16 protein-coding genes are annotated in these 18,900 nt (G+C 61.8%); 12 read left to right on the top strand and 4 right to left on the bottom strand.

Annotated features, from left to right (window positions below):
• Nucleotides 1-182: 182 nt before the first annotated feature.
• Nucleotides 183-920 (bottom strand): alanyl-tRNA editing protein, encoded by a 738-nt coding sequence (locus ACQR1W_RS34820; RefSeq protein ID WP_434855001.1) that lies wholly within the window; start codon nt 918-920, stop codon nt 183-185.
• A 284-nt stretch (nt 921-1,204) separates the two neighbouring features.
• Here ACQR1W_RS34820 and ACQR1W_RS34815 point away from each other — a divergent pair, with 284 nt between their 5' ends.
• A complete protein-coding gene (locus tag ACQR1W_RS34815) occupies nt 1,205-1,681 on the top strand; it encodes a hypothetical protein (protein WP_434855000.1) in 477 nt (158 codons plus the stop codon).
• A gap of 358 nt (nt 1,682-2,039) precedes the next feature.
• Here ACQR1W_RS34815 and ACQR1W_RS34810 read toward each other — a convergent pair whose 3' ends face one another.
• Nucleotides 2,040-2,798: a hypothetical protein gene (locus tag ACQR1W_RS34810; protein ID WP_434854999.1), complete on the bottom strand. Its 759-nt coding sequence runs from the start codon at nt 2,796-2,798 to the stop codon at nt 2,040-2,042.
• Between the two features lie 126 nt (nt 2,799-2,924).
• Between ACQR1W_RS34810 and ACQR1W_RS34805 the strand changes: the two genes are divergently transcribed.
• A complete protein-coding gene (locus ACQR1W_RS34805) occupies nt 2,925-4,385 on the top strand; it encodes a flavin-containing monooxygenase (protein ID WP_434854998.1) in 1,461 nt (486 codons plus the stop codon).
• 51 nt (nt 4,386-4,436) lie between these two features.
• Here ACQR1W_RS34805 and ACQR1W_RS34800 read toward each other — a convergent pair whose 3' ends face one another.
• A complete protein-coding gene (locus ACQR1W_RS34800) occupies nt 4,437-6,599 on the bottom strand; it encodes a hypothetical protein (protein ID WP_434854997.1) in 2,163 nt (720 codons plus the stop codon).
• A gap of 196 nt (nt 6,600-6,795) precedes the next feature.
• Here ACQR1W_RS34800 and rfbG point away from each other — a divergent pair, with 196 nt between their 5' ends.
• The 7 genes from rfbG to ACQR1W_RS34765 all read left to right on the top strand — a co-directional run bounded on the left by rfbG (nt 6,796) and on the right by ACQR1W_RS34765 (nt 14,952).
• Nucleotides 6,796-7,920 (top strand): CDP-glucose 4,6-dehydratase, encoded by a 1,125-nt coding sequence (rfbG, locus tag ACQR1W_RS34795; RefSeq protein WP_434854996.1) that lies wholly within the window; start codon nt 6,796-6,798, stop codon nt 7,918-7,920.
• Entirely contained in the window at nt 7,917-8,687 is a 771-nt protein-coding gene (rfbF, locus tag ACQR1W_RS34790) for a glucose-1-phosphate cytidylyltransferase (RefSeq protein WP_434854995.1), read from the top strand. The genes rfbG and rfbF overlap by 4 nt, the downstream gene beginning before the upstream one ends.
• A gap of 134 nt (nt 8,688-8,821) precedes the next feature.
• Nucleotides 8,822-10,204 (top strand): lipopolysaccharide biosynthesis protein RfbH, encoded by a 1,383-nt coding sequence (gene rfbH / locus ACQR1W_RS34785; protein WP_434854994.1) that lies wholly within the window; start codon nt 8,822-8,824, stop codon nt 10,202-10,204.
• A 13-nt stretch (nt 10,205-10,217) separates the two neighbouring features.
• Entirely contained in the window at nt 10,218-11,228 is a 1,011-nt protein-coding gene (locus tag ACQR1W_RS34780; protein ID WP_434854993.1) for a glycosyltransferase family 2 protein, read from the top strand.
• A 189-nt stretch (nt 11,229-11,417) separates the two neighbouring features.
• Nucleotides 11,418-12,521, top strand: a complete 1,104-nt coding sequence (locus ACQR1W_RS34775) for a DegT/DnrJ/EryC1/StrS family aminotransferase (RefSeq protein WP_434854992.1) — start codon at nt 11,418-11,420, stop codon at nt 12,519-12,521.
• 2 nt (nt 12,522-12,523) lie between these two features.
• Complete coding sequence (locus tag ACQR1W_RS34770; RefSeq protein ID WP_434854991.1) at nt 12,524-13,210, top strand: GNAT family N-acetyltransferase; 687 nt, start codon at nt 12,524-12,526, stop codon at nt 13,208-13,210.
• Complete coding sequence (locus ACQR1W_RS34765) at nt 13,207-14,952, top strand: thiamine pyrophosphate-binding protein (protein WP_434854990.1); 1,746 nt, start codon at nt 13,207-13,209, stop codon at nt 14,950-14,952. The genes ACQR1W_RS34770 and ACQR1W_RS34765 overlap by 4 nt, the downstream gene beginning before the upstream one ends.
• Nucleotides 14,953-15,081: 129 nt before the next feature.
• On the opposite strand, the gene ACQR1W_RS34760 is transcribed toward ACQR1W_RS34765, so the two are convergent.
• Complete coding sequence (locus ACQR1W_RS34760) at nt 15,082-15,537, bottom strand: MarR family winged helix-turn-helix transcriptional regulator (protein WP_434855105.1); 456 nt, start codon at nt 15,535-15,537, stop codon at nt 15,082-15,084.
• Between the two features lie 110 nt (nt 15,538-15,647).
• Between ACQR1W_RS34760 and ACQR1W_RS34755 the strand changes: the two genes are divergently transcribed.
• The 3 genes from ACQR1W_RS34755 (at nt 15,648) to ACQR1W_RS34745 (ending at nt 18,897) form a co-directional block, all read left to right on the top strand.
• Nucleotides 15,648-17,561, top strand: a complete 1,914-nt coding sequence (locus ACQR1W_RS34755) for an FAD-binding monooxygenase (RefSeq protein ID WP_434854989.1) — start codon at nt 15,648-15,650, stop codon at nt 17,559-17,561.
• Between the two features lie 139 nt (nt 17,562-17,700).
• Nucleotides 17,701-17,946, top strand: a complete 246-nt coding sequence (locus ACQR1W_RS34750) for a PilZ domain-containing protein (RefSeq protein ID WP_035980691.1) — start codon at nt 17,701-17,703, stop codon at nt 17,944-17,946.
• Nucleotides 17,947-18,042: 96 nt separating this feature from the next.
• On the top strand, nt 18,043-18,897 hold the full coding sequence (locus ACQR1W_RS34745) for a tetratricopeptide repeat protein (RefSeq protein WP_008967283.1): 855 nt from the start codon (nt 18,043-18,045) through the stop codon (nt 18,895-18,897).
• The last annotated feature ends 3 nt before the right edge of the window (nt 18,898-18,900 follow it).

Below are 18,900 nucleotides of genomic sequence, written 5' to 3'. Positions count from 1 at the left end.
CCGAAGGCTCGACTCGAACTACGCGGGCAGCCCGAGCAGGTGACGACGATTGTTCGGATCAGAACACGCCCGCGCAATAACGCAAGCTGCAGATTTGTGAGCTTTTTCTGGAACTGTTGCGCAATTGCAACGCACGGTTCCGCGCATGCAGGATGGCTCTGCTGACGGTTACATCAGCGGCGCTAAAGGATTCGGTCTGTTAGTCCGATCCGGAAGCGGCGATTCTGGCGACCCTTGTTGTCGACCTTGAGGATGCGGATTCGTCGTGCCTGACCGGTTGACGCGAGGTGGGTACCGCCGCACGCCTGCTGGTCGAGGCCGTCAATGTCGACGATACGAATCAGTCCGTTCGGCTGACGGGGAGGAGCGACCGACTTGGCGCGAAACAGGCCGTCCCTCGCCTGGGCATCGTCGTAGTTCATGTCGAAGGCCCGCACTGGCCGATCATCGGCAATCGCTGCATTGACGGCGTCTTCCACGGCCCGCAATTGCTCCGGTGACAGTTTGGTCAGATCGAAGTCGACGCTGAATTCGGTCCCGTCGGTCATGCGGACCCCGGTCAGCAGGGCGCCGTCGAACAGCTTGTACACGGCGCTGTTGACCAGATGAGCGACCGTGTGCTGCTCGCACATCAGCTGTCGGAACGATGTCGCGATCTGCAGGTGAATGAACCCCGCGGGCGCGGCATCGCCCTCGATCAGGTGCCATAGTCCGTCCGGGCTGTGCTCGAAGCCAACGACGTCGCGGACGATGCCATTCCACGTCATGGTACCGCGATCGGCGAGCTGACCGCCACCGCCGGGATAGAACGGGGACCGCGCCAACAGTACAGCGCCGGGGCGCACGTCCAGTGCATGGCCCTCCAACGCATGCTGATGCGGATGGTCGACGGCGTAGGGTCTAGGATAGGACGCACTCATGTGCTTGATTTAATTGTGTAATTTGTTATATGATCGCGCGTTTGCCAACCCGGGCGGTATTTCGGAAAGCGCGGAGATTTGGTGAACGGCGTAACTAATGATGGTGTCGCTTTGCTCGACTGATCCTAAGAACTACAAGGCCCGGTTCCGGAATTAACCCGCGGCTCGGGTGTAAAGGTTAGTAAACAAGCTTAACAATTGGCTTATGTTGCGTAGGCCTTCATTGCAACTGAGGATTGGTCGTTGGGCAGGTCCCCGCGTGTTTAATCAAGGGAGTGCGAGTAATGGTGCGATCAATAGAACGCGTTTTGACTGATCTGGAGCGGCAGATCGAGGCCGAGGTTCGAAGCAGGCCGCCGGGGCAGGAGCACGATCCCTTCGCGCCCCCGAGTATTCGTGCGCCGGCGATTTCGATGCCTGAGTATGTCGAGCATCAGGACGGGGTCACGGAGATCGGCAGGCTGTCGGCGATCGCCGTCGTTCGCGAATACGAAGCTGCGGCGAAAGATATCGAGGCGATGGGAGCGGAGCTGATCGATCGCGTCAAGCAATGCGAGGCAATGACCCGTGACGCGCTCTCCGTGACCGACGAGTTGAAGGAGACCGCAAAGCGTTATCGCGACGAGGCAAAGCGCCTTTTCCTTCAGATTGAGAGCTGTTCGGTGGTGACGGCGGAAGTCCGACAGACCTGCAACGAGCTGAAGGAAAAGATTGCCGCCAAGCCCGAGCCGGCCCCAGCGTCGACAGATAGCGGGTCCTAGGTCGCGATCGTTTGAAGCGTCCCCGCCGGGAGGCGCACGCAAACGCATTGGAGAGAGTTGATAGCGTGAGTGCAGAAGGCTGGCTGCGAGCCGGCTGGCTTTGTCGTATTTGGGCAAAGCAGAGCATCAGCGCAACAGCTCGGAACGATTTTATCCCTGAGCTTCCTCTCGGGCCTGCGAATGCGCGCGATGAAATCTAATCACGGTCGCAAAGTAGTTGGATGCGGCGGGCGCCATCGAGACCCAGCCCTCCCTATGCCCTTACATTCTTCGAGGGTGAGAGGTTCAGTGCAACTCGGGCAGATCCCGCCGCGAGATCGCAGAGACATGTCAATGATTTGATTCGTTCAGACTGCCCTCATCGGCACGCAGCGACCGTGAACCAGGCGATGCCGAATGCACCGTCGCGCAGCCGCACGCAGACGGGATCGCCGGTCTCGAGCCGCTCATAGAGATCCTGCAGCACGGTGGCATCGGTGACCGTGTCGAAGGGGCCCCAGGGCGCCAGCGCCAGATGATAGGTCGCGATCCGGCTGTGGCCGAGATGCTTCTCGACGATCCGGCTGCGCAACATCGATTGCGGCGAACCATCGAGGCGCTGGTCGAACTGGCCGAGCACGCCGAACGCGTAGGCGGCGGTGATGACGGCGGCGGCGATGAGGCGCCACCAGCGCCGGCGCAGATTGGATTCGAACCGTGCGGCGGCGACGAGAAAGATCAATCCGACCGCGAGCGCAAAGGCGATCAGTGGCAGCCAGCTCACCAGATTGAGGTCGAGCCAGGTGCGGGCGAACAGCGCGCAGGCCGCCACCGCGCAAGGCGCAGCGAGATTGGCCTGTGCGGAGCCGGCGCCAAGGCCGATCCGGAACCGGTCGCGCCATGCGATCACGAACAACAGTGCGAGCAAGGGCAGCGCGACCAAAAGGGCGAGCAACCGGTCATTGGGTTGCGGGCCGAACAGCGCCACCAGCGCCAGCACGACCGCGGCGACCGTCAATCCCGCCGCCAGGCGTTGCGCCTGGACGAGCTGTTGCAGGCGCTCTTCGCGCGCCTCGCGGGGCCTTTCAGCCTCATTGGTCACGGTCTCGGCTCCTGTCGCCTGCAGGCTGTCGGCCATGCCAGTCTTAGCCCATGAGAGTTGACCGAATGCGAATGACGTCTGGCGGGGATTTGACAGCGCAGATGCGTCTTGCCAGTCTCGGGTCCAACAAGGCAAAACCGCGTGAAATTTCAGGGAAACGCCATGCCCGCAGAGCACTTCGACGTGCTGATCGTCGGCGCCGGCCTGTCCGGCATCGGTGCCGCCTATCATCTCACGCACAAATGTCCGGCCAAGCGCTTTGCGATCCTGGAAGGACGCGAGGCGATCGGCGGCACCTGGGACCTGTTTCGCTATCCCGGCGTTCGCTCCGACAGCGACATGTTCACGCTCGGCTATTCCTTCAAGCCATGGACCGAGCCGAAAGCGATCGCCGACGGGCCGCAGATCCTGAACTATGTCCGCCAGACCGCGATTGAGAACGGCATCGACACGAAGATCCGTTTCAACCACCGCGTCCGGCGTGCGGAGTGGTCGTCGGCCGAGGCGTGCTGGACCGTGGAGGCGGAGCGCAGGGCAGGGGACGGCACCACCGAAACCGTGCACTTCACCTGCAATTTCCTGTTCATGTGCGCCGGCTATTACAAATACGAGGCGGGCTATCTGCCGGAGTTCAAGGGGGCGGCGGACTTCCAGGGCCGCCTGGTGCATCCCCAGCAATGGCCGCAGGATCTCGACTACGCCGGCAAGCGCGTGATCGTGATCGGCTCGGGTGCCACGGCTGTAACCCTGGTGCCGTCGATGGCGAAAACCGCCGCCCACGTCACCATGCTGCAGCGTTCGCCGACTTACGTGGTGTCGCGCCCGGCGCAGGATGCGCTCGCCAACAGGCTGAGGCGGCATCTGCCGGCGAGCTTGGCCTATCAGCTGATCCGCTGGCGTAATGTACTGTTCTCGATGTATTTCTTCCAGCTCAGCCGGCGCAAGCCGCAACAGGTGAAGGAGCTGATCCTGCGCGGCGTGCGCGCCGCGCTCGGCCCCGGCTACGACGTCGCCACCCATTTCACACCGCGCTACAATCCGTGGGACCAGCGGCTGTGCCTGGTGCCGGACGGTGATCTGTTCAGGGCGATCAGGGAGAAGCGGGCGTCCGTGGCGACGGCCGAGATCGATACCTTCACTGAGAAGGGCATCCGGCTCAAGGATGGCAGCGAGCTCGAGGCCGACATCATCGTCACCGCGACCGGCCTTGTCCTGCAGGTGCTCGGCGGCACCGAGGTGGTGGTCGACGGCCGCAAGGTCGATTTCGCCAATACCCTGAACTACAAGGGTATGATGTATTCCGACGTGCCCAATCTCGCCGCGGCGCTCGGCTACACCAACGCGTCCTGGACGCTGAAATGCGACCTGACCTGCGACTATGTCTGCCGTCTCCTCAACTACATGGACCGGCATGGCTACAAGCAGTGCCGCCCGCACAATGACGACCCGACTGTCGCGCCGCAGCCGTCGCTGAACTTCACCTCCGGCTATGTGCAGCGCTCTATCGCCCAGCTGCCGAAGCAGGGCTCCAAGCGGCCATGGCGGCTCTATCAGAACTACGCGCTCGATATCGTCTCCCTGCGCTTTGGCAAGGTCGACGACGGCGTGATGCGCTATTCGTGACGTGACCTCCGTATGGGAGCCGGCGGTGTTGGACTGGCTTCAGATCCCAGATCAATGGATGGGAGACGAGTTACCAGTATTCGATGCCTTTTTCACCCGCCACACATCCCATCCGGCGGATGTCTCGTCCCTGACATATCGATTCGCGATGGTGGCTTTGATCCTTTCATAGAAAGCTTCGCGATCGCGGCCACCATAGGGGAGGTCGACCGGGCTCTCCTCGGCATCGAACAGGATCGTTGATGGAGCGAGCTCGAATAGCCGGTCAAGAAGCTGCTGCAGATCGCTCTCCCTGACCGTTTCCCAGAACAGATCCCGGGCGGGAAGCGACGGGTAAAGACCGGTCAGCAGCGGCAAAAGAAAGGAATTCGCCGAGAAGATGACGGTTCGCTTCGGATCCGGGAGGTTTCGAATGAAGTCAGCCCGGGCGAGGATGCGTTCGCCGGCGGCCTTCTGTAGCGAAACGCCAGAAACCTCGACGCCATTGCCGCTGCCCGATCGCGACATCAGACTACTGAGATTGTTCGTAACTTGCTGATGATTGACCGCCATCGCGAGGACCAGCACAGGCGGGAGAAGCGCGATCGTGGGTCTTGGAACCCAACTGCGCCATACGTATGCAAGGCGCCTTGGATCGAATGCCGTCACCACGAGCGGGGTATACAGATAGAGGATCGTCCAGAGATTCAGCGTTTGAGGGCGGTTGACGTAATAGGACAGCCAGGCCAGCGCCATCGTTGCAAAGGCCATACGGATCCGCAGCGCTGGTGCAAGCGGTCGCCCGATCCATGTGAGCACGCCCCGCAATAGAATGCTTGCGCAATGGACGAAGATGACAAGCGCGACCAGGTCGATGTCTTGCAACGGAAGGCTGCCAAAACCGCTAAGGAAGGTCTCATACCAGGTCAACAGAGCTTCGGAGGAGGTGGGCACGGGCCAATATCCGAAGGCAAGTCGAAACCCGCCGGCGAGCAGCAGCAGGCAGGCGAAGATCGCAACTCCGAGCTCGCCCACCTTGCGCATGCCGCCGAGGAACGACGGCCTTGCGTAGCCGGTGGCGAGATAGGCGATAAAGCCGAAAACGACGACCAGGCCGGTTTCAGGATTCCAGACGAGGGCAACGCTCGCAGTGGCTGCAAACAGAAGGAGCGTGGCCAGTTTCGACAGGCGGGGCGCCACGCAGAGCGTCACCAGCGCGAATCCAAAACCCAGGAAACGCCAGCCGGTCTGGTTTGGGAACCAATTCATATGGTAAGCGGCAAAAAGATCCGGCAGAACGAGGGCCGACGGCAGCACAAGCCAGAGCAAGGGCCGTCGAGTGCCGCGCCAGAAGAACAAGGCGAGGCAGATGCAGAGGAGCATCGCCAGCTGGCAGACTTGAACACAGCGATAAATCGCGGCCCAATCGAACGGACCCGCGAGGCGGATTGCTGCGCCGACCAGAGCTTCAGGAAAGAGGCCGTAATAAGGTCTTACGTCGTCGAACAGACGCAAGCCAGCGCCAAGGCGATCTGCAGCGCCGGTGACGAAGCCGAAATGAGCCTCGACCATCGTGAGGCTGACGTAGGGCCATTGTCGCATCTCCGCTGGGAAGAAGAGGCCCGCGACCGCCGCGACGAGGATGGCTGCTCCCGACGCGATCGCGAGCATTCTGATCCCTGAACTATACCACGCAGCCTTCCTGAACTCTCTGATGAAGAGCCCGATGGCCAGCAGGAGCGCGGCCGCGAAGAGAAGAGATCTGAGGCCCAGTGGCGAAATCAACGTGTCGCCTTGCCGCCTGACCTCGATCAAATAGACAATTGCCATTGCGCACCAGAACAAGACTGGACTGCGCTTCAATCTTCGGACGCGAAGGGAAAACGGTGTCAGTCGACGAAAAAGGGCGCCGCGTATTCTGTCGTTGCCGAAAGCGCAAATCAGGAAGGGCAGGAAGATCGCGAGGAGGCCGATCTGATACGCGCGTTTCTGGACTCTGACATCTGGCAGCTCACCGGGATAAAATGCGTGTGCAACTTCCGGGACATACCGAATGAGGCTTGCTGGCGAAGGACCAAGGCCGATGAATTTTTGCCAGATTTGACCGAGTCCGAATGCCACGGCCATTGCAATGAGAGCCCCCACTGCAAAAGTCCAGCAGATCTCAATCGAAATTGGATGCACTGCGGACACACGCTGCGACAAGTCGCGCTCGGTGTTGGCAAATTGCTGCATTGGCCCCGTGTTCCGTTCGCGTGTGCGGTTTCGCTTCGGCGAAAGACCTGCGACGCCCTATAACATACGCTCGGGCGCCTGCAACGTCCGTATCGTTTCGGCTCGCGCTTCGGGCGAACTGGCTATTTGAAGCCGCCACGGAGGCTGCTAGAAGAGCCGGAACAGCGGGTGATCAGATGACATTGCAGGTGGCGGCATGACGTCCGGCTTTTGGAAGGCACGGCGGGTGTTCCTGACCGGACACACAGGGTTCAAAGGCAGTTGGTTGGCGCTCTGGTTGAAGCACGCAGGAGCGCAGGTCTTCGGCTATTCGCTGCCGCCGCCGACCACGCCGAGTGTCTTCGAGTCCGCTGGATTGGCCGACGTCCTCGATGGCACGATGGTCGGCGACATCCGTGATCTCGGTCAACTGACTCGAGCCATGGCGGACGTCAAGCCGGATGTCGTTGTTCATCTCGCGGCGCAGGCCATCGTTTTCTCCTCGTTCGAGGATCCGGTCGGTACATTTGGCAGCAACGTGATGGGTACCGTGAACGTGCTCGAAGCGGCGCGTCACGTCGACACGATCCGAACCATCCTGATCGTCACGAGCGACAAATGCTACGAGAACTCCGAAGTCGGCCCGCCGCGCTCCGAAGGCGACCCCATGGGCGGCGACGATCCCTATAGCGCCAGCAAGGGCTGCGCCGAGCTCGTGACCCATGCCTACCGGGCATCGTTCTTCGGTGCCGGTGAGCAGCATCCGGCGACAGTTATGTCGGCGCGCGCGGGCAATGTAATCGGCGGCGGTGATTTTGCGCGTTACCGCCTCATTCCCGATCTGGTGCGTGGCGCGCGCGAAGGGCGGCCGGTCATGATCCGCAACCCGGCCGCTACTCGACCGTGGCAGCACGTGCTCGAGCCGCTCTCCGGCTATCTGACTCTGGTCGAACGCGCCTGGGAGCACGCCGGCGAGATCGCTGAAGGTTGGAACTTCGGGCCGGCGGCCGATGATGTGCGCGAGGTGGGGTGGGTTGCTGACCGTTTTGCAGACTGCTGGGGCATTGCGCGCAACGAAGCCTGGCGAAAGGACAGCAGATCCTTTCCAACGGAGAAGCTGACCCTTCAGCTCGACAGCACGAAGGTCGCAGCCCGGCTTGGCTGGCAGCCACGCTGGACGATCGAACAGACCTTGGATCGTGTGGTCGACTGGTATAAGCGCGAGGCGGCAGGCTTCAACGCGCACAACCTCATCATCGAACAAATTGAGGACTACGTGAACTCGGCCCCACGCGCCGCGGCGGATGCCGCGCAGCACACATCGATCGGGCCTGCGTCATGAAGGCCGTTATCCTGGCGGGCGGGTACGGCACCCGTATCAGCGAAGAGAGCCTGCTGCGGCCAAAGCCGATGATCGAGATCGGAGGCCGGCCGTTGCTGTGGCACATCATGAAGATCTATGCTCATCACGGGATCAGGGACTTCATCATCTGCCTGGGTTACAAGGGTTATGTGATCAAGGAGTATTTCTTCAACTACGTGCTGCACAATTCCGACCTGACTGTAGATCTCGGGCGTAACACACATACGCTGAAGTCGACCTCAGTCGAGGATTGGCGAATCAAGCTTGTGGATACCGGTGAGGCTACCATGACCGGCGGCCGCCTCAGACGCATCCGAGAGCACCTCGATGGAGATGACCGCTTCTGCTGCACCTATGGTGATGCGGTATCGGACGTCGATATCGGCGCTGTCATGGCTCTGCACCGACGCGATGGCGCCTTGGCGACTGTCACCGCTGTCCAGCCGCCGGGGCGCTTCGGCAAGCTCGCCATCGAAGGGACCCGGGTCAGCGCCTTCCAGGAAAAACCGGAAGGTGACGGGGGCTGGATCAATGGCGGCTTCTTCGTGGTCGAGCAGCGCGCGCTCGACGAGGTCGAGGGCGATCATACCGTATGGGAGCAGCATACGATGCCGCGGCTCAGCGCCGCCGGCCGGCTTTCGGTCTACAAGCATGGCGGCTTCTGGCAGTGTATGGATACGCTTCGCGACAAGAATAGCCTGGAAGGGCTCTGGCAGCGGGACAATCCTCCCTGGAAGCTCTGGTAGACGGCCGAGTTTGGGAGCCACCCTCTGTTGCCAGAACCTCTCCGTGTTGAACTTGCCGCGCGGTGTGCTATTCGGGAAGCCGGCATGCTGGCGCCGCGCGCGGGCCTGCGAGAGATTACTCGAATGGAACGCTGATGTCGGATCAAAAGCGGCTAGCGCAAGAACTCAGGCGTCAGATCCTGGAACTGGTCGGCCAGTATGCGGACTTGGCGCATGCACCCGCGCCGTTCGTGGCCGGAACGAGCCCGGTGCCTGTCAGCGGCAAGGTCTACGGCGCTTCCGAAATGCAGTCCCTGGTCGATGCGGCGCTGGATTTCTGGTTGACCACTGGTCGCTTCAACGCCGAGTTCGAGTCCCGGCTTGCCGGATTTACTGGACACAAGCATGCGCTGACGGTGAATTCCGGCTCGTCGGCAAATCTCGTCGCGGTCTCCGCGCTGACGTCGCACCTGATGGGTGATCGTCAGCTGAAACCCGGCGATGAGGTGATCACCTGCGCGACCGGTTTTCCGACGACGGTCAATCCGATTCTGCAGAACAATCTCGAGCCCGTTTTCGTCGACGTCGACATCCCGACATACAATATCGATGTCTCGGCTCTGGAAGCCGCCGTGAGCGGACGAACGCGTGCGATCGTGATTGCGCACACGCTCGGCAACCCGTTTAATGTCGATGCAGTGCTGCAACTCGCGCGTAAGTACGACCTCTTTGTCATCGAAGACTGCTGCGATGCGCTCGGTGCAACCTATCGCGGCGAACCTGTCGGTACGTTCGGCGAGATCGCGACTTTGAGCTTCTATCCGGCTCACCACATCACGATGGGAGAGGGCGGCGCAGTTCTCACCAACAACGGCCGGACACGGCGGATCATGGAATCCATCCGCGACTGGGGTCGCGACTGCTGGTGCGCGCCGGGGCATGACGGCACCTGCAAGCAGCGCTTCGGCTGGCAGCTCGGCGATCTGCCGTTCGGCTATGATCACAAATACACCTACTCGCATCTGGGCTACAATTTGAAGATAACTGATCTTCAGGCAGCTGTTGCGCTCGCCCAGCTCGACCGACTCCCCGGCTTCATCGCGGATCGTCGGCGGAACTTCGCCCTGTTGCTGGAGGGCCTCCGCGATCTGCAGGACATTTTCATCCTGCCCGAAGCGACGCCGCACGCTGAGCCGTCCTGGTTCGGCTTTCCGTTGACACTTCGGCCGGGACTGGATTTCACCCGCGAGGAGCTGCTCGAATACTTGAATGCAAGACAGATCGCAACACGGCTTCTGTTCGGCGGCAATCTCATTCGCCAGCCATACATGATCGGCCGGGATTTCCGGGTCGCAGGCCCGCTCGACCGCAGCGACGTGGTCATGACGCGAACATTTTGGCTCGGCGTCTATCCCGCTCTGTCTCAGGATCATATCGCCTATGTAATTGATAGCTTGCGTGACTTCTGTCTGCGCCGACCGCGCGGGACGGCCTCAGCTGCACCAGGGCCGCTCGTGTCGTCCATGTCCACTCGATGATTCGAAGCTGAAAATGTCCGACGTGCGCAAAGATGGTGGTGCGACCCCGCGAAAGCTCCTTTCAGTCGTCACGCCCTGCTACAACGAAGAGAACAACGTTGAGGCCTGCTGGACCCGTCTTCGCGCCATCCTGGAGGCTATGCCGGACTACGATTATGAGCATATCTTCGCCGACAATTGTTCGACCGATCGCACGCCGGAGATTCTGCGCGAGATCGCTGCCAAGGATCATCGGGTCAAGGTGATCTTCAACGCCGCCAATTTTGGCGCGGCGCGATCGCTTCTGAATGCGCAGAGGGCGGCGTCCGGCGACGTTGTTGTAGCCTACATGCCCGCCGATCTGCAGGATCCGCCGGAGCTCATTCCGGACATGGTCGCGCTCTGGGAGCGGGGCTATCAGGTCGTCTATGGGGTCCGTGCTGACCGCGACGAGAACAAGCTTCTCTTTGCCTTGCGGAGGCTGTTCTATCGGATCGTGAATGCCTCGGCACGTTTTCAGGTGCCGGTCAATGCGGGCGACTTTCAGGTGGTCGATCGCACGGTCATCGAAGCGTTACGCCATTCGCGCGACTATTATCCCTATGTCCGCGGGATGATCGCGAGCTATGGCTTCCGCTCGATTGGCGTGAATTACAAGATGACGCGCCGGACCGCTGACAAATCAAAAGCCAATTGGTTCGTGCTCATCGACCAGGCGATCAATGCGGTGATCTCGGTATCTCAGACACCGTTGCGCATTGCCATGTTCGTGGGCTTTTGTCTCGCGCTGCTCAGCGTCCTCTATGGATTACTGCAGCTGATCCTCGTCCTTTTTCTCGGCGTCTCCGCGCCACCAGGCGTGACGACCCTGATGATTGCGGTCTTCTTCCTGTCCGGCGGCCAGCTCTTCTTCATGGGACTGATCGGGGAGTATGTCGGCGCTGTTCACGCCATGGTCCGAGAGCGTCCAATGGTCATTGAGAGGGAGCGGGTCAACTTCTTGGTGGTGCCCGGCGACGGAATCCGTGAAAATGGGACGCGCTGACCGGGATGATGCCCGCCGTGCGCCGAGCAGATCCTTGGAGAATTCAATGGGGACTGTAATTGCAGGAGAATTCTTCCACGACCGCAAGGCAGTCACGCAACGTGACACTAAACGAATGCTCCTGGGCATCCGAAGTTCGCACAGGGACCGTCTCGAGGATGCAGTGAACTTCGGAAGCGGAGCACTGAAATGAAGAAGATCGCTTTCGCGGGTCCGTCGATCACGGAGAAGGAGGTTGACTACGTCGTCGATGGTGTCCGCAACGGCTTCTATGACAACTACGATGCCCATATTCGGCGGTTGGAAAAGGCCGTCGGCAGTTATCTCGGTGTTCCCTATGTCCGCGGCCTCCACACCTGCACCGCGGCATTGCACCTTGCTGCGGTCGTGCTCGGCATCGGTCCGGGCGACGAGGTGATCGTGACGGATTTCAGCTGGGCAGCCACCGCCCACGCCATCGCGTATACCGGTGCCGAATGCGTTTTTGTCGATATCGATCCTGCAACCTGGTGCATCGATCCGGAGGCGATGGAAGCCGCAGTCACTCCGAAGACCAAGGCGATCATGCTGGTTCATACATTCGGCCATCCGGCGCGGATGGACGAGATCATGGCAGTCGCGCGGCGCCATAATCTGAAGGTGATCGAGGATGCAGCACCGGCGCTGGGCGCAATGTACAACGGCCAGAAGGTCGGAACGTTCGGCGACATTTCCTGCTTCAGCTTCCAGGGCGCAAAGCTGACCGTCAGCGGCGAGGGCGGCGTCATCTGCACCAAGGACGAAGCGCTCTACAAGCGCATTCACAACATGGCTTGGATGGGGCGCACTGACCGCGAGGCGACCTTCTGGTGCGATGCCGTCGGCTATCAATATACGATCGCCAACATCGCCGCCGCACTCGCGCTCGCGCAGGTCGAGCGCGTCGAGGAACTGGTCGGGATGAAGCGACGTATCCACGGCTGGTATAGCGAGCGACTATCCGGCATCGAAGGTGTACGTCTTCTGGTCGAACAGCCCGGCTGCCGCAGCAACTACTGCTATCCATCGCTCTTCCTCGAAGACAGTGTCGCCGCCGATCGTGACGCGATCATCGTCGGGCTGCGGGACCTCAACATCCATTGCCGTCCCGGATTCCCGCAGATGAGCGCATTTCCGATGTACCGGCAGAGGTTCGAGAATCCCATTGCCAAGTCGGTGTGGCGGCGCGGCATCTCGCTGCCTTCGGCGCTGAACCTCTCCGAAGAGGATGTCGACTTCGTCTGTCGCAACTTCATTTCCCTGATCGGACGTTAGCCGTGGGCGACGCGTCCGGTTCCGCCGACTGGCGCAAGGAGGTCTGCGAGCGTTTCAGCGCGCTCAAGGCCGCGCCGTTCTCGGCGTTGCGCCTGCCGTCGGTGCAGGGCACCGGTGTCACGCTGGCGCCGTTCACCGCCGACAAGGTGGCCGACGACGCCCTGATCGCCTTGCTTACCCGCTGGCGTACCGAGAACATCGGCGGCTTCACCAAGCTGTTTCGTCCCACCTTCGACGGCACGCGCGCGTGGTCGCGCAGCCAGTTGATCGAGCGGCCGGATCGGATCCTGTTTCTGGTGGTGGATTCCGATTCTCGCCCGGTCGGTCACCTCGGCCTGTCGAGCTTCGATTTCGAGGCCGGGACCTGCGAGATCGACAACGTCGTGCGCGGCGAGGCGACGGCACCGGCCGGTGTCATGACGGATGCGTTGGCAACCTTGCTAGACTGGACCTATCGCGGCCTGGGACCGGCTCAGATCAGGTTGCGCACGCTCGCGGACAACGCGAGAGCGCTGGCGCTCTATCATCGGCTCGACTTTGTTCCGTTGTCGCTCATCGCGCTCGAGAAAGTCGTCTCCGGTGAGACAACCGAATGGATCGAAACCGGCAAGAGTGGACACATCGACAGGTTTTTTGTCTTGATGGCCCATCGCTCGGAAGCCGGTGCAGCAGGGACGGCGAGGCCATGACCGGAGCGGAATATGTCGCGGAGTTTCTGGCGCGGCGTGGGGTCGAGCAGGTATTTCTGCTGACTGGGGGCGCTTGCGCCTTCATGGTCGATGCGGTGGCCAACCATCCGAAGGTTGGCTACGTCTGCTTCCAGCACGAGCAGGGCGCGGCAATGGCTGCGGACGCGGTGTGGCGGACCTCAGGCAAGCCTGGTGTCGCCATGGCCACGAGCGGGCCTGGAGCCACCAACCTGCTGACTGGGATCGCCTGCGCCTATTTCGATTCGATTCCCTGCGTGTTCATCACCGGACAGGTCAACATGCGGGAAAGCGCAGGCTGGGCCGGTGCAAAGGTCCGCCAGTTCGGCTTCCAGGAGACGCGCATCGTCGAGATGGCGGCGCCGATCACCAAATACGCCGTGCTGGTCAGGACCGCTGAGGAATTGAAGCGCGAATTGGCCAAGGCCTTCGACATTGCGTTGGAGGGCCGCGGAGGGCCCGTTCTGATTGACATTCCTATGGATGTGCAGCAGCTGGAGGTCGACGATGACTTCGCGCCACCGGCGGAAATGAACTCAGCGCCGGCCGACCTCGTCTCTGATGATCTCCTCTCCTTCTTCGAAGGCGCCGAGCGACCGGTGGTGCTGTTCGGGGCAGGTATCGGACTCGCCGGCGCTCAGGACGCCGCGTGCGCATGGCTGACACGACACGGCGTCCCGTTTGTCGCGAGCTGGAACGCGCTGACCTATTTCGATCACGACATGCCGAGCTATTGCGGCGCCATCGGCGTCTACGGCAACCGGGGCGCCAACGCTGTGATCCAGAATGCCGACGCAGTTCTGGTGCTCGGAAGCCGGCTCGATAACCGGCAGCGTAGCGGGAACGTAAGATCGTTTGCTCCGGATGCGCGCGTTCACGTCGTCGACATCGATGCGGAAGAACTCGTCAAGTACAAGGCTGATGGTTACGGCGTCACTCAGCTCGACCTGCGTGAGCTCGCGTCACTGCTGTCGAAGCTTCGCGCGCCGGCTCCCGCAGAGGCCTGGTGCGCTCACGTCTCGGATCTCCGCGCGCGCTATCGCGGCCGCAGCGTTGAGCACCTGACGGGCGAGGTTCGAGGACTGTCGCCTTACGCGGTGGTCCAGGAGTTGAACCGACTGATGAAGCGGGATGCGATCGTTGCCTGCGACACCGGCGCGGCTCTATGCTGGGTCTTTCAGATATTCCATCGTTCCGCGCAGACACTCTTTACCGCGGGCGGCAACTCGCCAATGGGCTACGCGGTGCCGGCAGCGATCGGGGCGGCAATCACCAATCCCGGCCGCCAGGTCTTCGCGTTCATCGGCGACGGCGGTTTTCAGCTTAACATCCAGGAATTGCAAACCATCGCACATTACGGATTGGATGTGGTGATCGTCGTCATGAACAATGGTTGCTACGGCATGATCCGCCAGTTTCAGGACAGCTATCTCGGCGGTCGCTATCATGCGACGATTGAAGGTTACAGCGCGCCTGATTTTTCAGGCATCGTTGCTGGTTATGGTCTTGCCTATCACCGGGTCGAGCGCTTGCAGGATCTCTCGCCGGCGCTGCTCTCGAAGAAGGGGGGCGTGGTCATCGATGTGATCGTGCCATCTGATACACAGATAGCGCCCAAACTCGAGATGGGTCGACCGATCAACGATCAATATCCTTATCTGGACGACGAGGCGTTCCGGCGCGACAACCCGTACTGGAACCATCCCCGCTCCCCCCGCGCGTGATGGTCGGCGTGCTGCAAAGGTCGAGCCGCTCCCATCAGCATGTACGCGGTGCCTTTGCTGTGTGGTCTCGTCGGCCGGCGTTTCGTTTGTTTGTATTGCTGATCGTATCTATGGCTCGGCACCCGCCGGTCAGCCCTGTTCCCCCGGTCCGTCCCGCAGCGGCGCGCGGCTGAGCTCGTTGCCGGCGGCGATCGCCTTCTTCAGCAGCCGTACCAACTCCCGAGCTTCCATCTCGGTCAGCCCGCGCAGCATGATTTGTTGTGCAGCCTCGACCGCGGGGGTGATGGCGCGAAAGGTCTGCTGTCCAGCTTCGGTGATCTGGAGCTCGCGCGCGCGCCGGTCGCGGCTGGAGGCCTGGCGCAGCACCAGGCCCTTTTGCACCAGACGGTCGATCACGCCGGTGATGGTGGTGCGGTCATACGCGATCAAGCCGGCGAGGGTGATCTGGTCGATCCCGGGATTGGCATGGATGGCGGCCAGCGCCGCATATTGCACGGGTGTGAGGTCGAAGCCGGCCTGCTCGACCTCCGCCAGAAAGACCGCCACCGCGATCTGCTGGAAACGCCGGGCGAGGTGGCCGGGCATGTCGTTGGTCTTGTCTTGGGTATCTGTCATCTCATCTCTCCAGGATATTGTTGACAAGTATACTGATGATCAGTATACTGATCAATATCAAAAAACGAGAGGAACGTGTCATGCAGTTTCATCTCAATGGATTCCAACCGGGCGATCCAGACATCGTCGACCCCGCAGCGCGGGTCGCCCCCTCCGGCGCGTCGGGCTCCGTTCCCGGCGAGGTCGATGTCCTGATCATCGGCTGCGGGCCGGCCGGCCTGAACCTGGCGGCGCAGCTCGCCGCCTTTCCTGACCTCACCACCTGCATCGTCGAGCAGAAGCCGGGCCGGCTGTTGCTCGGCCAGGCCGACGGCATCGCCTGCCGCACCATGGAGATGTTCCAGGCCCACGGTTTTGCCGAGCGCGTGCTGAAGGAAGCCTGCTGGATCAACGAGACCACCTTCTGGAAGCCGGACGAGGCGCAACGCGGGCACATCGCCCGCAGCGGACGGGTGCAGGACGTCGAGGACGGGCTGTCGGAGATGCCGCATGTGGTGTTGAACCAGGCGCGCGTGCACGATTTCTTTCTCGATGTGATGCACCGCTCGGCGGCCAGGCTGGAGCCCTATTATGCGCGCCGGCTGGCCGATCTGCGCATCGATCCTGCGGCGGGCTTGGACGACCATGGCGTCACCGTCAAGCTCGAGCGGATCGATCCCGCGCATGAGGGCGAGAGCGAGACGATCAAGGCGCGCTTCGTGGTCGGCTGCGACGGTGCGCGCTCGACGGTGCGCAAATCGATCGGGCGCGAGCTGCATGGGGAATCCGCCAATCACGCCTGGGGCGTGATGGATGTGCTTGTTGTCACCGACTTCCCCGATATCAGATTCAAGTCGCTGATCCAGTCCGCCACCGATGGCAGCCTGCTGGTGATCCCGCGGGAAGGCGGCTACCTGGTCCGGCTCTATGTCGAGCTGAGCAAGCTGGAGGTCGGCGAGCGCGTCGCCAACCGCAATGTCACCGTCGAAGAGCTGATCGCCAAGGCGCAGCGGATCCTCAAGCCGTACACGCTCGAGGTGAAGGAGGTCGCGTGGTGGTCGGTCTACGAGATCGGCCAGCGTCTGTGCGACAAGTTCGACGACGTGCCGGAGGCGGAGATCGCGACGCGGCTTCCGCGCGTCTTCATTGCCGGCGACGCCTGCCACACCCACAGCCCGAAGGCGGGGCAGGGCATGAACGTCTCCATGCAGGACACCTTCAATCTCGGCTGGAAGCTGGCGTCCGTGCTGCGCAAGCGGGCCAAGCCGGAGCTCCTGCACACCTACTCCGCGGAACGCCAGGCGATTGCGAAGGAGTTGATCGATTTCGACCGAGAATGGGCGGCGATCCTGGCGTCTGCCGCGAAGGGGGAGGGGTTCGATCCGGCGCAGACCCAGAGCTATTTCGTCCGGCACGGGCGCTACACGGCGGGCACCGCGACGCATTATCGGCCTTCGCTGATCACGGGCGAAACCAGCCATCAGCGTCTGGCCGAGGGATTTGTGATCGGCAAGCGCTTCCATTCCGCGCCGGTGATCCGGCTCGGCGACGCCAAGCCGGTGCATCTCGGCCATGTGCTTCAGGCGGATGGGCGCTTCCATATCTTCGCCTTTGGCGGCGCGGAGAATCCCACCGCCGAAAGCTCTGCCATTCGAGCGCTGTGTACCTTCCTCGGCGAGAGCCCGGATTCACCGATCCGGCGGTACACGCCGGCCGGCGCCGATATCGATGCGGTGATCGACGTCCGCGCGGTATTCCAGCAAGGCCATCGCGAACTCGCCATCGAGGCGATGCCAGCGCTGCTGCTGCCGCGCAAGGGACGCTACGGACTGTGCGACTATGAAAAAATGTTCTGCCCCGATCTCAAGAGCGATCAGGACATCTTTGCGATGCGCGGTGTCGACCGGACAGCAGGCTGCCTGGTGGTGGTCCGGCCGGACCAGTATGTCGCCCATGTGCTGCCGCTCGACGCCTATCGCGAGCTCGCCGCATATTTCGATCGCTTCATGCAATGAGGCGCGGGCCGCCATCATGGTCAACGAAATGCAAAGACGACGACTGGATTTCGCGACATCGCGCTAGCCAGATGCCAACGTTTCGGTCCTAAAACCGTCTTGTCACCGGATGGGTTGGTTAAGCGGGCGAGAGATCGAGATGTTGGCGAACCGTCGCAGAAGCGAACGCCGTTTGTGCAGAAGGCTTGCGAAGATCCATTGGGGAACGGGGAATCTGCCGCGCGACTGCACGATCACCGATATTTCCAACGGCGGCGTCAAGGTGGTGGCGGAATTCGTCGAGGTCCCGCCGCAGTTCACGATCATCTTCTCGCCTGATCATTCGCGCAAATGCCGGCTGGCCTGGCGGATCGGCTGCGAGTTCGGCGCGGAATTCATCGACTAGCCGCAGATCTGTGCCGCATTCGCTGGAACATCTTAACGCGACCTTAGGGTTAATATGTGAGCGTGCCTGACCTGTCGTCCTCGATTGATCAGTCGCATGAGCTTGACGCCGCTCCGCTCCGAACAACTTGTCAGACCGGCCGTCTTCGCGACGGCGTTCGCAGTGGTGCTGCTCGGCCTTGCCGCCTGCCAGACCACCGATCTCGGCGAGATCACGGGATCGCTCCCTGACAAGACCGAAAAGAGCGCCAGCTCCGACCCGCGCGCGGATGTGGAGCTCTATCGCGAGCGCTTCCGCAGCCATCCCAATGACCCCGAGATTGCGCTGAGATATGGCAGCGCCTTACGCGCAACCGGTCAGCGTTCGCAAGCCGTCGCGGTGCTCGAACAGGCAACCCTGGCCAACCCGACCAACAAGGCGCTGCTCGCCGGCTATGGTCGTGCATTGGCCGACAACGGCAATTTCCAGCAGGCCTTCGACGTGCTGAGCCGGGCGCATTCGCCCGAAGATCCTGACTGGCACATTCTGTCCGCGCAGGGCGCCGTGCTCGATCAGATGGGCCGGCAGGAGGAAGCGCGTCAGTACTACGAGACCGCCCTGAAGATCGCGCCGGACGATCCCTCCGTCCTCTCCAATCTCGGCCTCTCCTATGCGCTCTCCAACGACCTGCCGAGAGCCGAGGAAAATCTGCGCAAGGCTTATGGCCGCCCGGATGCCGATCCGCGGGTCAGGACCAATCTGGCCGTCGTCATCGGTCTGCAGGGCCGCGTCAGCGAGGCCGAGGACATCATGCGCGGCGGCGTGGCACCCGAGCAGGCCAATGCCAATGTGAGCTATCTGAAGCGGCTGCTCGCCCGCAAGCAGACCGCGCAAAAGGAGCCGGCGGCGAAGGGGCCGATGGCGAGCCAGCCCGACAAGGAGCTGGCCAAGATGCTCAGCCGGTCGGACTGACTT

This window comes from Bradyrhizobium sp. HKCCYLS1011 (assembly GCF_051167795.1).
Lineage (GTDB): Bacteria > Pseudomonadota > Alphaproteobacteria > Rhizobiales > Xanthobacteraceae > Bradyrhizobium.
This window is presented reverse-complemented; position numbering and strand designations above follow the sequence as displayed.

What these genes read in the sequence shown, in the direction of transcription:
- ACQR1W_RS34820 (WP_434855001.1), bottom strand. Translation starts at nt 920, where the DNA reads ATGAGTGCGTCCTATCCTAGACCCTACGCCGTCGACCATCCGCATCAG.
- rfbF (WP_434854995.1), top strand. Translation starts at nt 7,917, where the DNA reads ATGAAGGCCGTTATCCTGGCGGGCGGGTACGGCACCCGTATCAGCGAA.
- ACQR1W_RS34750 (WP_035980691.1), top strand. Translation starts at nt 17,701, where the DNA reads ATGTTGGCGAACCGTCGCAGAAGCGAACGCCGTTTGTGCAGAAGGCTT.
- ACQR1W_RS34755 (WP_434854989.1), top strand. Translation starts at nt 15,648, where the DNA reads ATGCAGTTTCATCTCAATGGATTCCAACCGGGCGATCCAGACATCGTC.
- ACQR1W_RS34775 (WP_434854992.1), top strand. Translation starts at nt 11,418, where the DNA reads ATGAAGAAGATCGCTTTCGCGGGTCCGTCGATCACGGAGAAGGAGGTT.
- ACQR1W_RS34780 (WP_434854993.1), top strand. Translation starts at nt 10,218, where the DNA reads ATGTCCGACGTGCGCAAAGATGGTGGTGCGACCCCGCGAAAGCTCCTT.
- ACQR1W_RS34805 (WP_434854998.1), top strand. Translation starts at nt 2,925, where the DNA reads ATGCCCGCAGAGCACTTCGACGTGCTGATCGTCGGCGCCGGCCTGTCC.
- ACQR1W_RS34765 (WP_434854990.1), top strand. Translation starts at nt 13,207, where the DNA reads ATGACCGGAGCGGAATATGTCGCGGAGTTTCTGGCGCGGCGTGGGGTC.
- ACQR1W_RS34815 (WP_434855000.1), top strand. Translation starts at nt 1,205, where the DNA reads ATGGTGCGATCAATAGAACGCGTTTTGACTGATCTGGAGCGGCAGATC.
- ACQR1W_RS34810 (WP_434854999.1), bottom strand. Translation starts at nt 2,798, where the DNA reads ATGGCCGACAGCCTGCAGGCGACAGGAGCCGAGACCGTGACCAATGAG.
- rfbH (WP_434854994.1), top strand. Translation starts at nt 8,822, where the DNA reads ATGTCGGATCAAAAGCGGCTAGCGCAAGAACTCAGGCGTCAGATCCTG.
- ACQR1W_RS34745 (WP_008967283.1), top strand. Translation starts at nt 18,043, where the DNA reads ATGAGCTTGACGCCGCTCCGCTCCGAACAACTTGTCAGACCGGCCGTC.
- rfbG (WP_434854996.1), top strand. Translation starts at nt 6,796, where the DNA reads ATGACGTCCGGCTTTTGGAAGGCACGGCGGGTGTTCCTGACCGGACAC.
- ACQR1W_RS34760 (WP_434855105.1), bottom strand. Translation starts at nt 15,537, where the DNA reads ATGCCCGGCCACCTCGCCCGGCGTTTCCAGCAGATCGCGGTGGCGGTC.
- ACQR1W_RS34800 (WP_434854997.1), bottom strand. Translation starts at nt 6,599, where the DNA reads ATGCAGCAATTTGCCAACACCGAGCGCGACTTGTCGCAGCGTGTGTCC.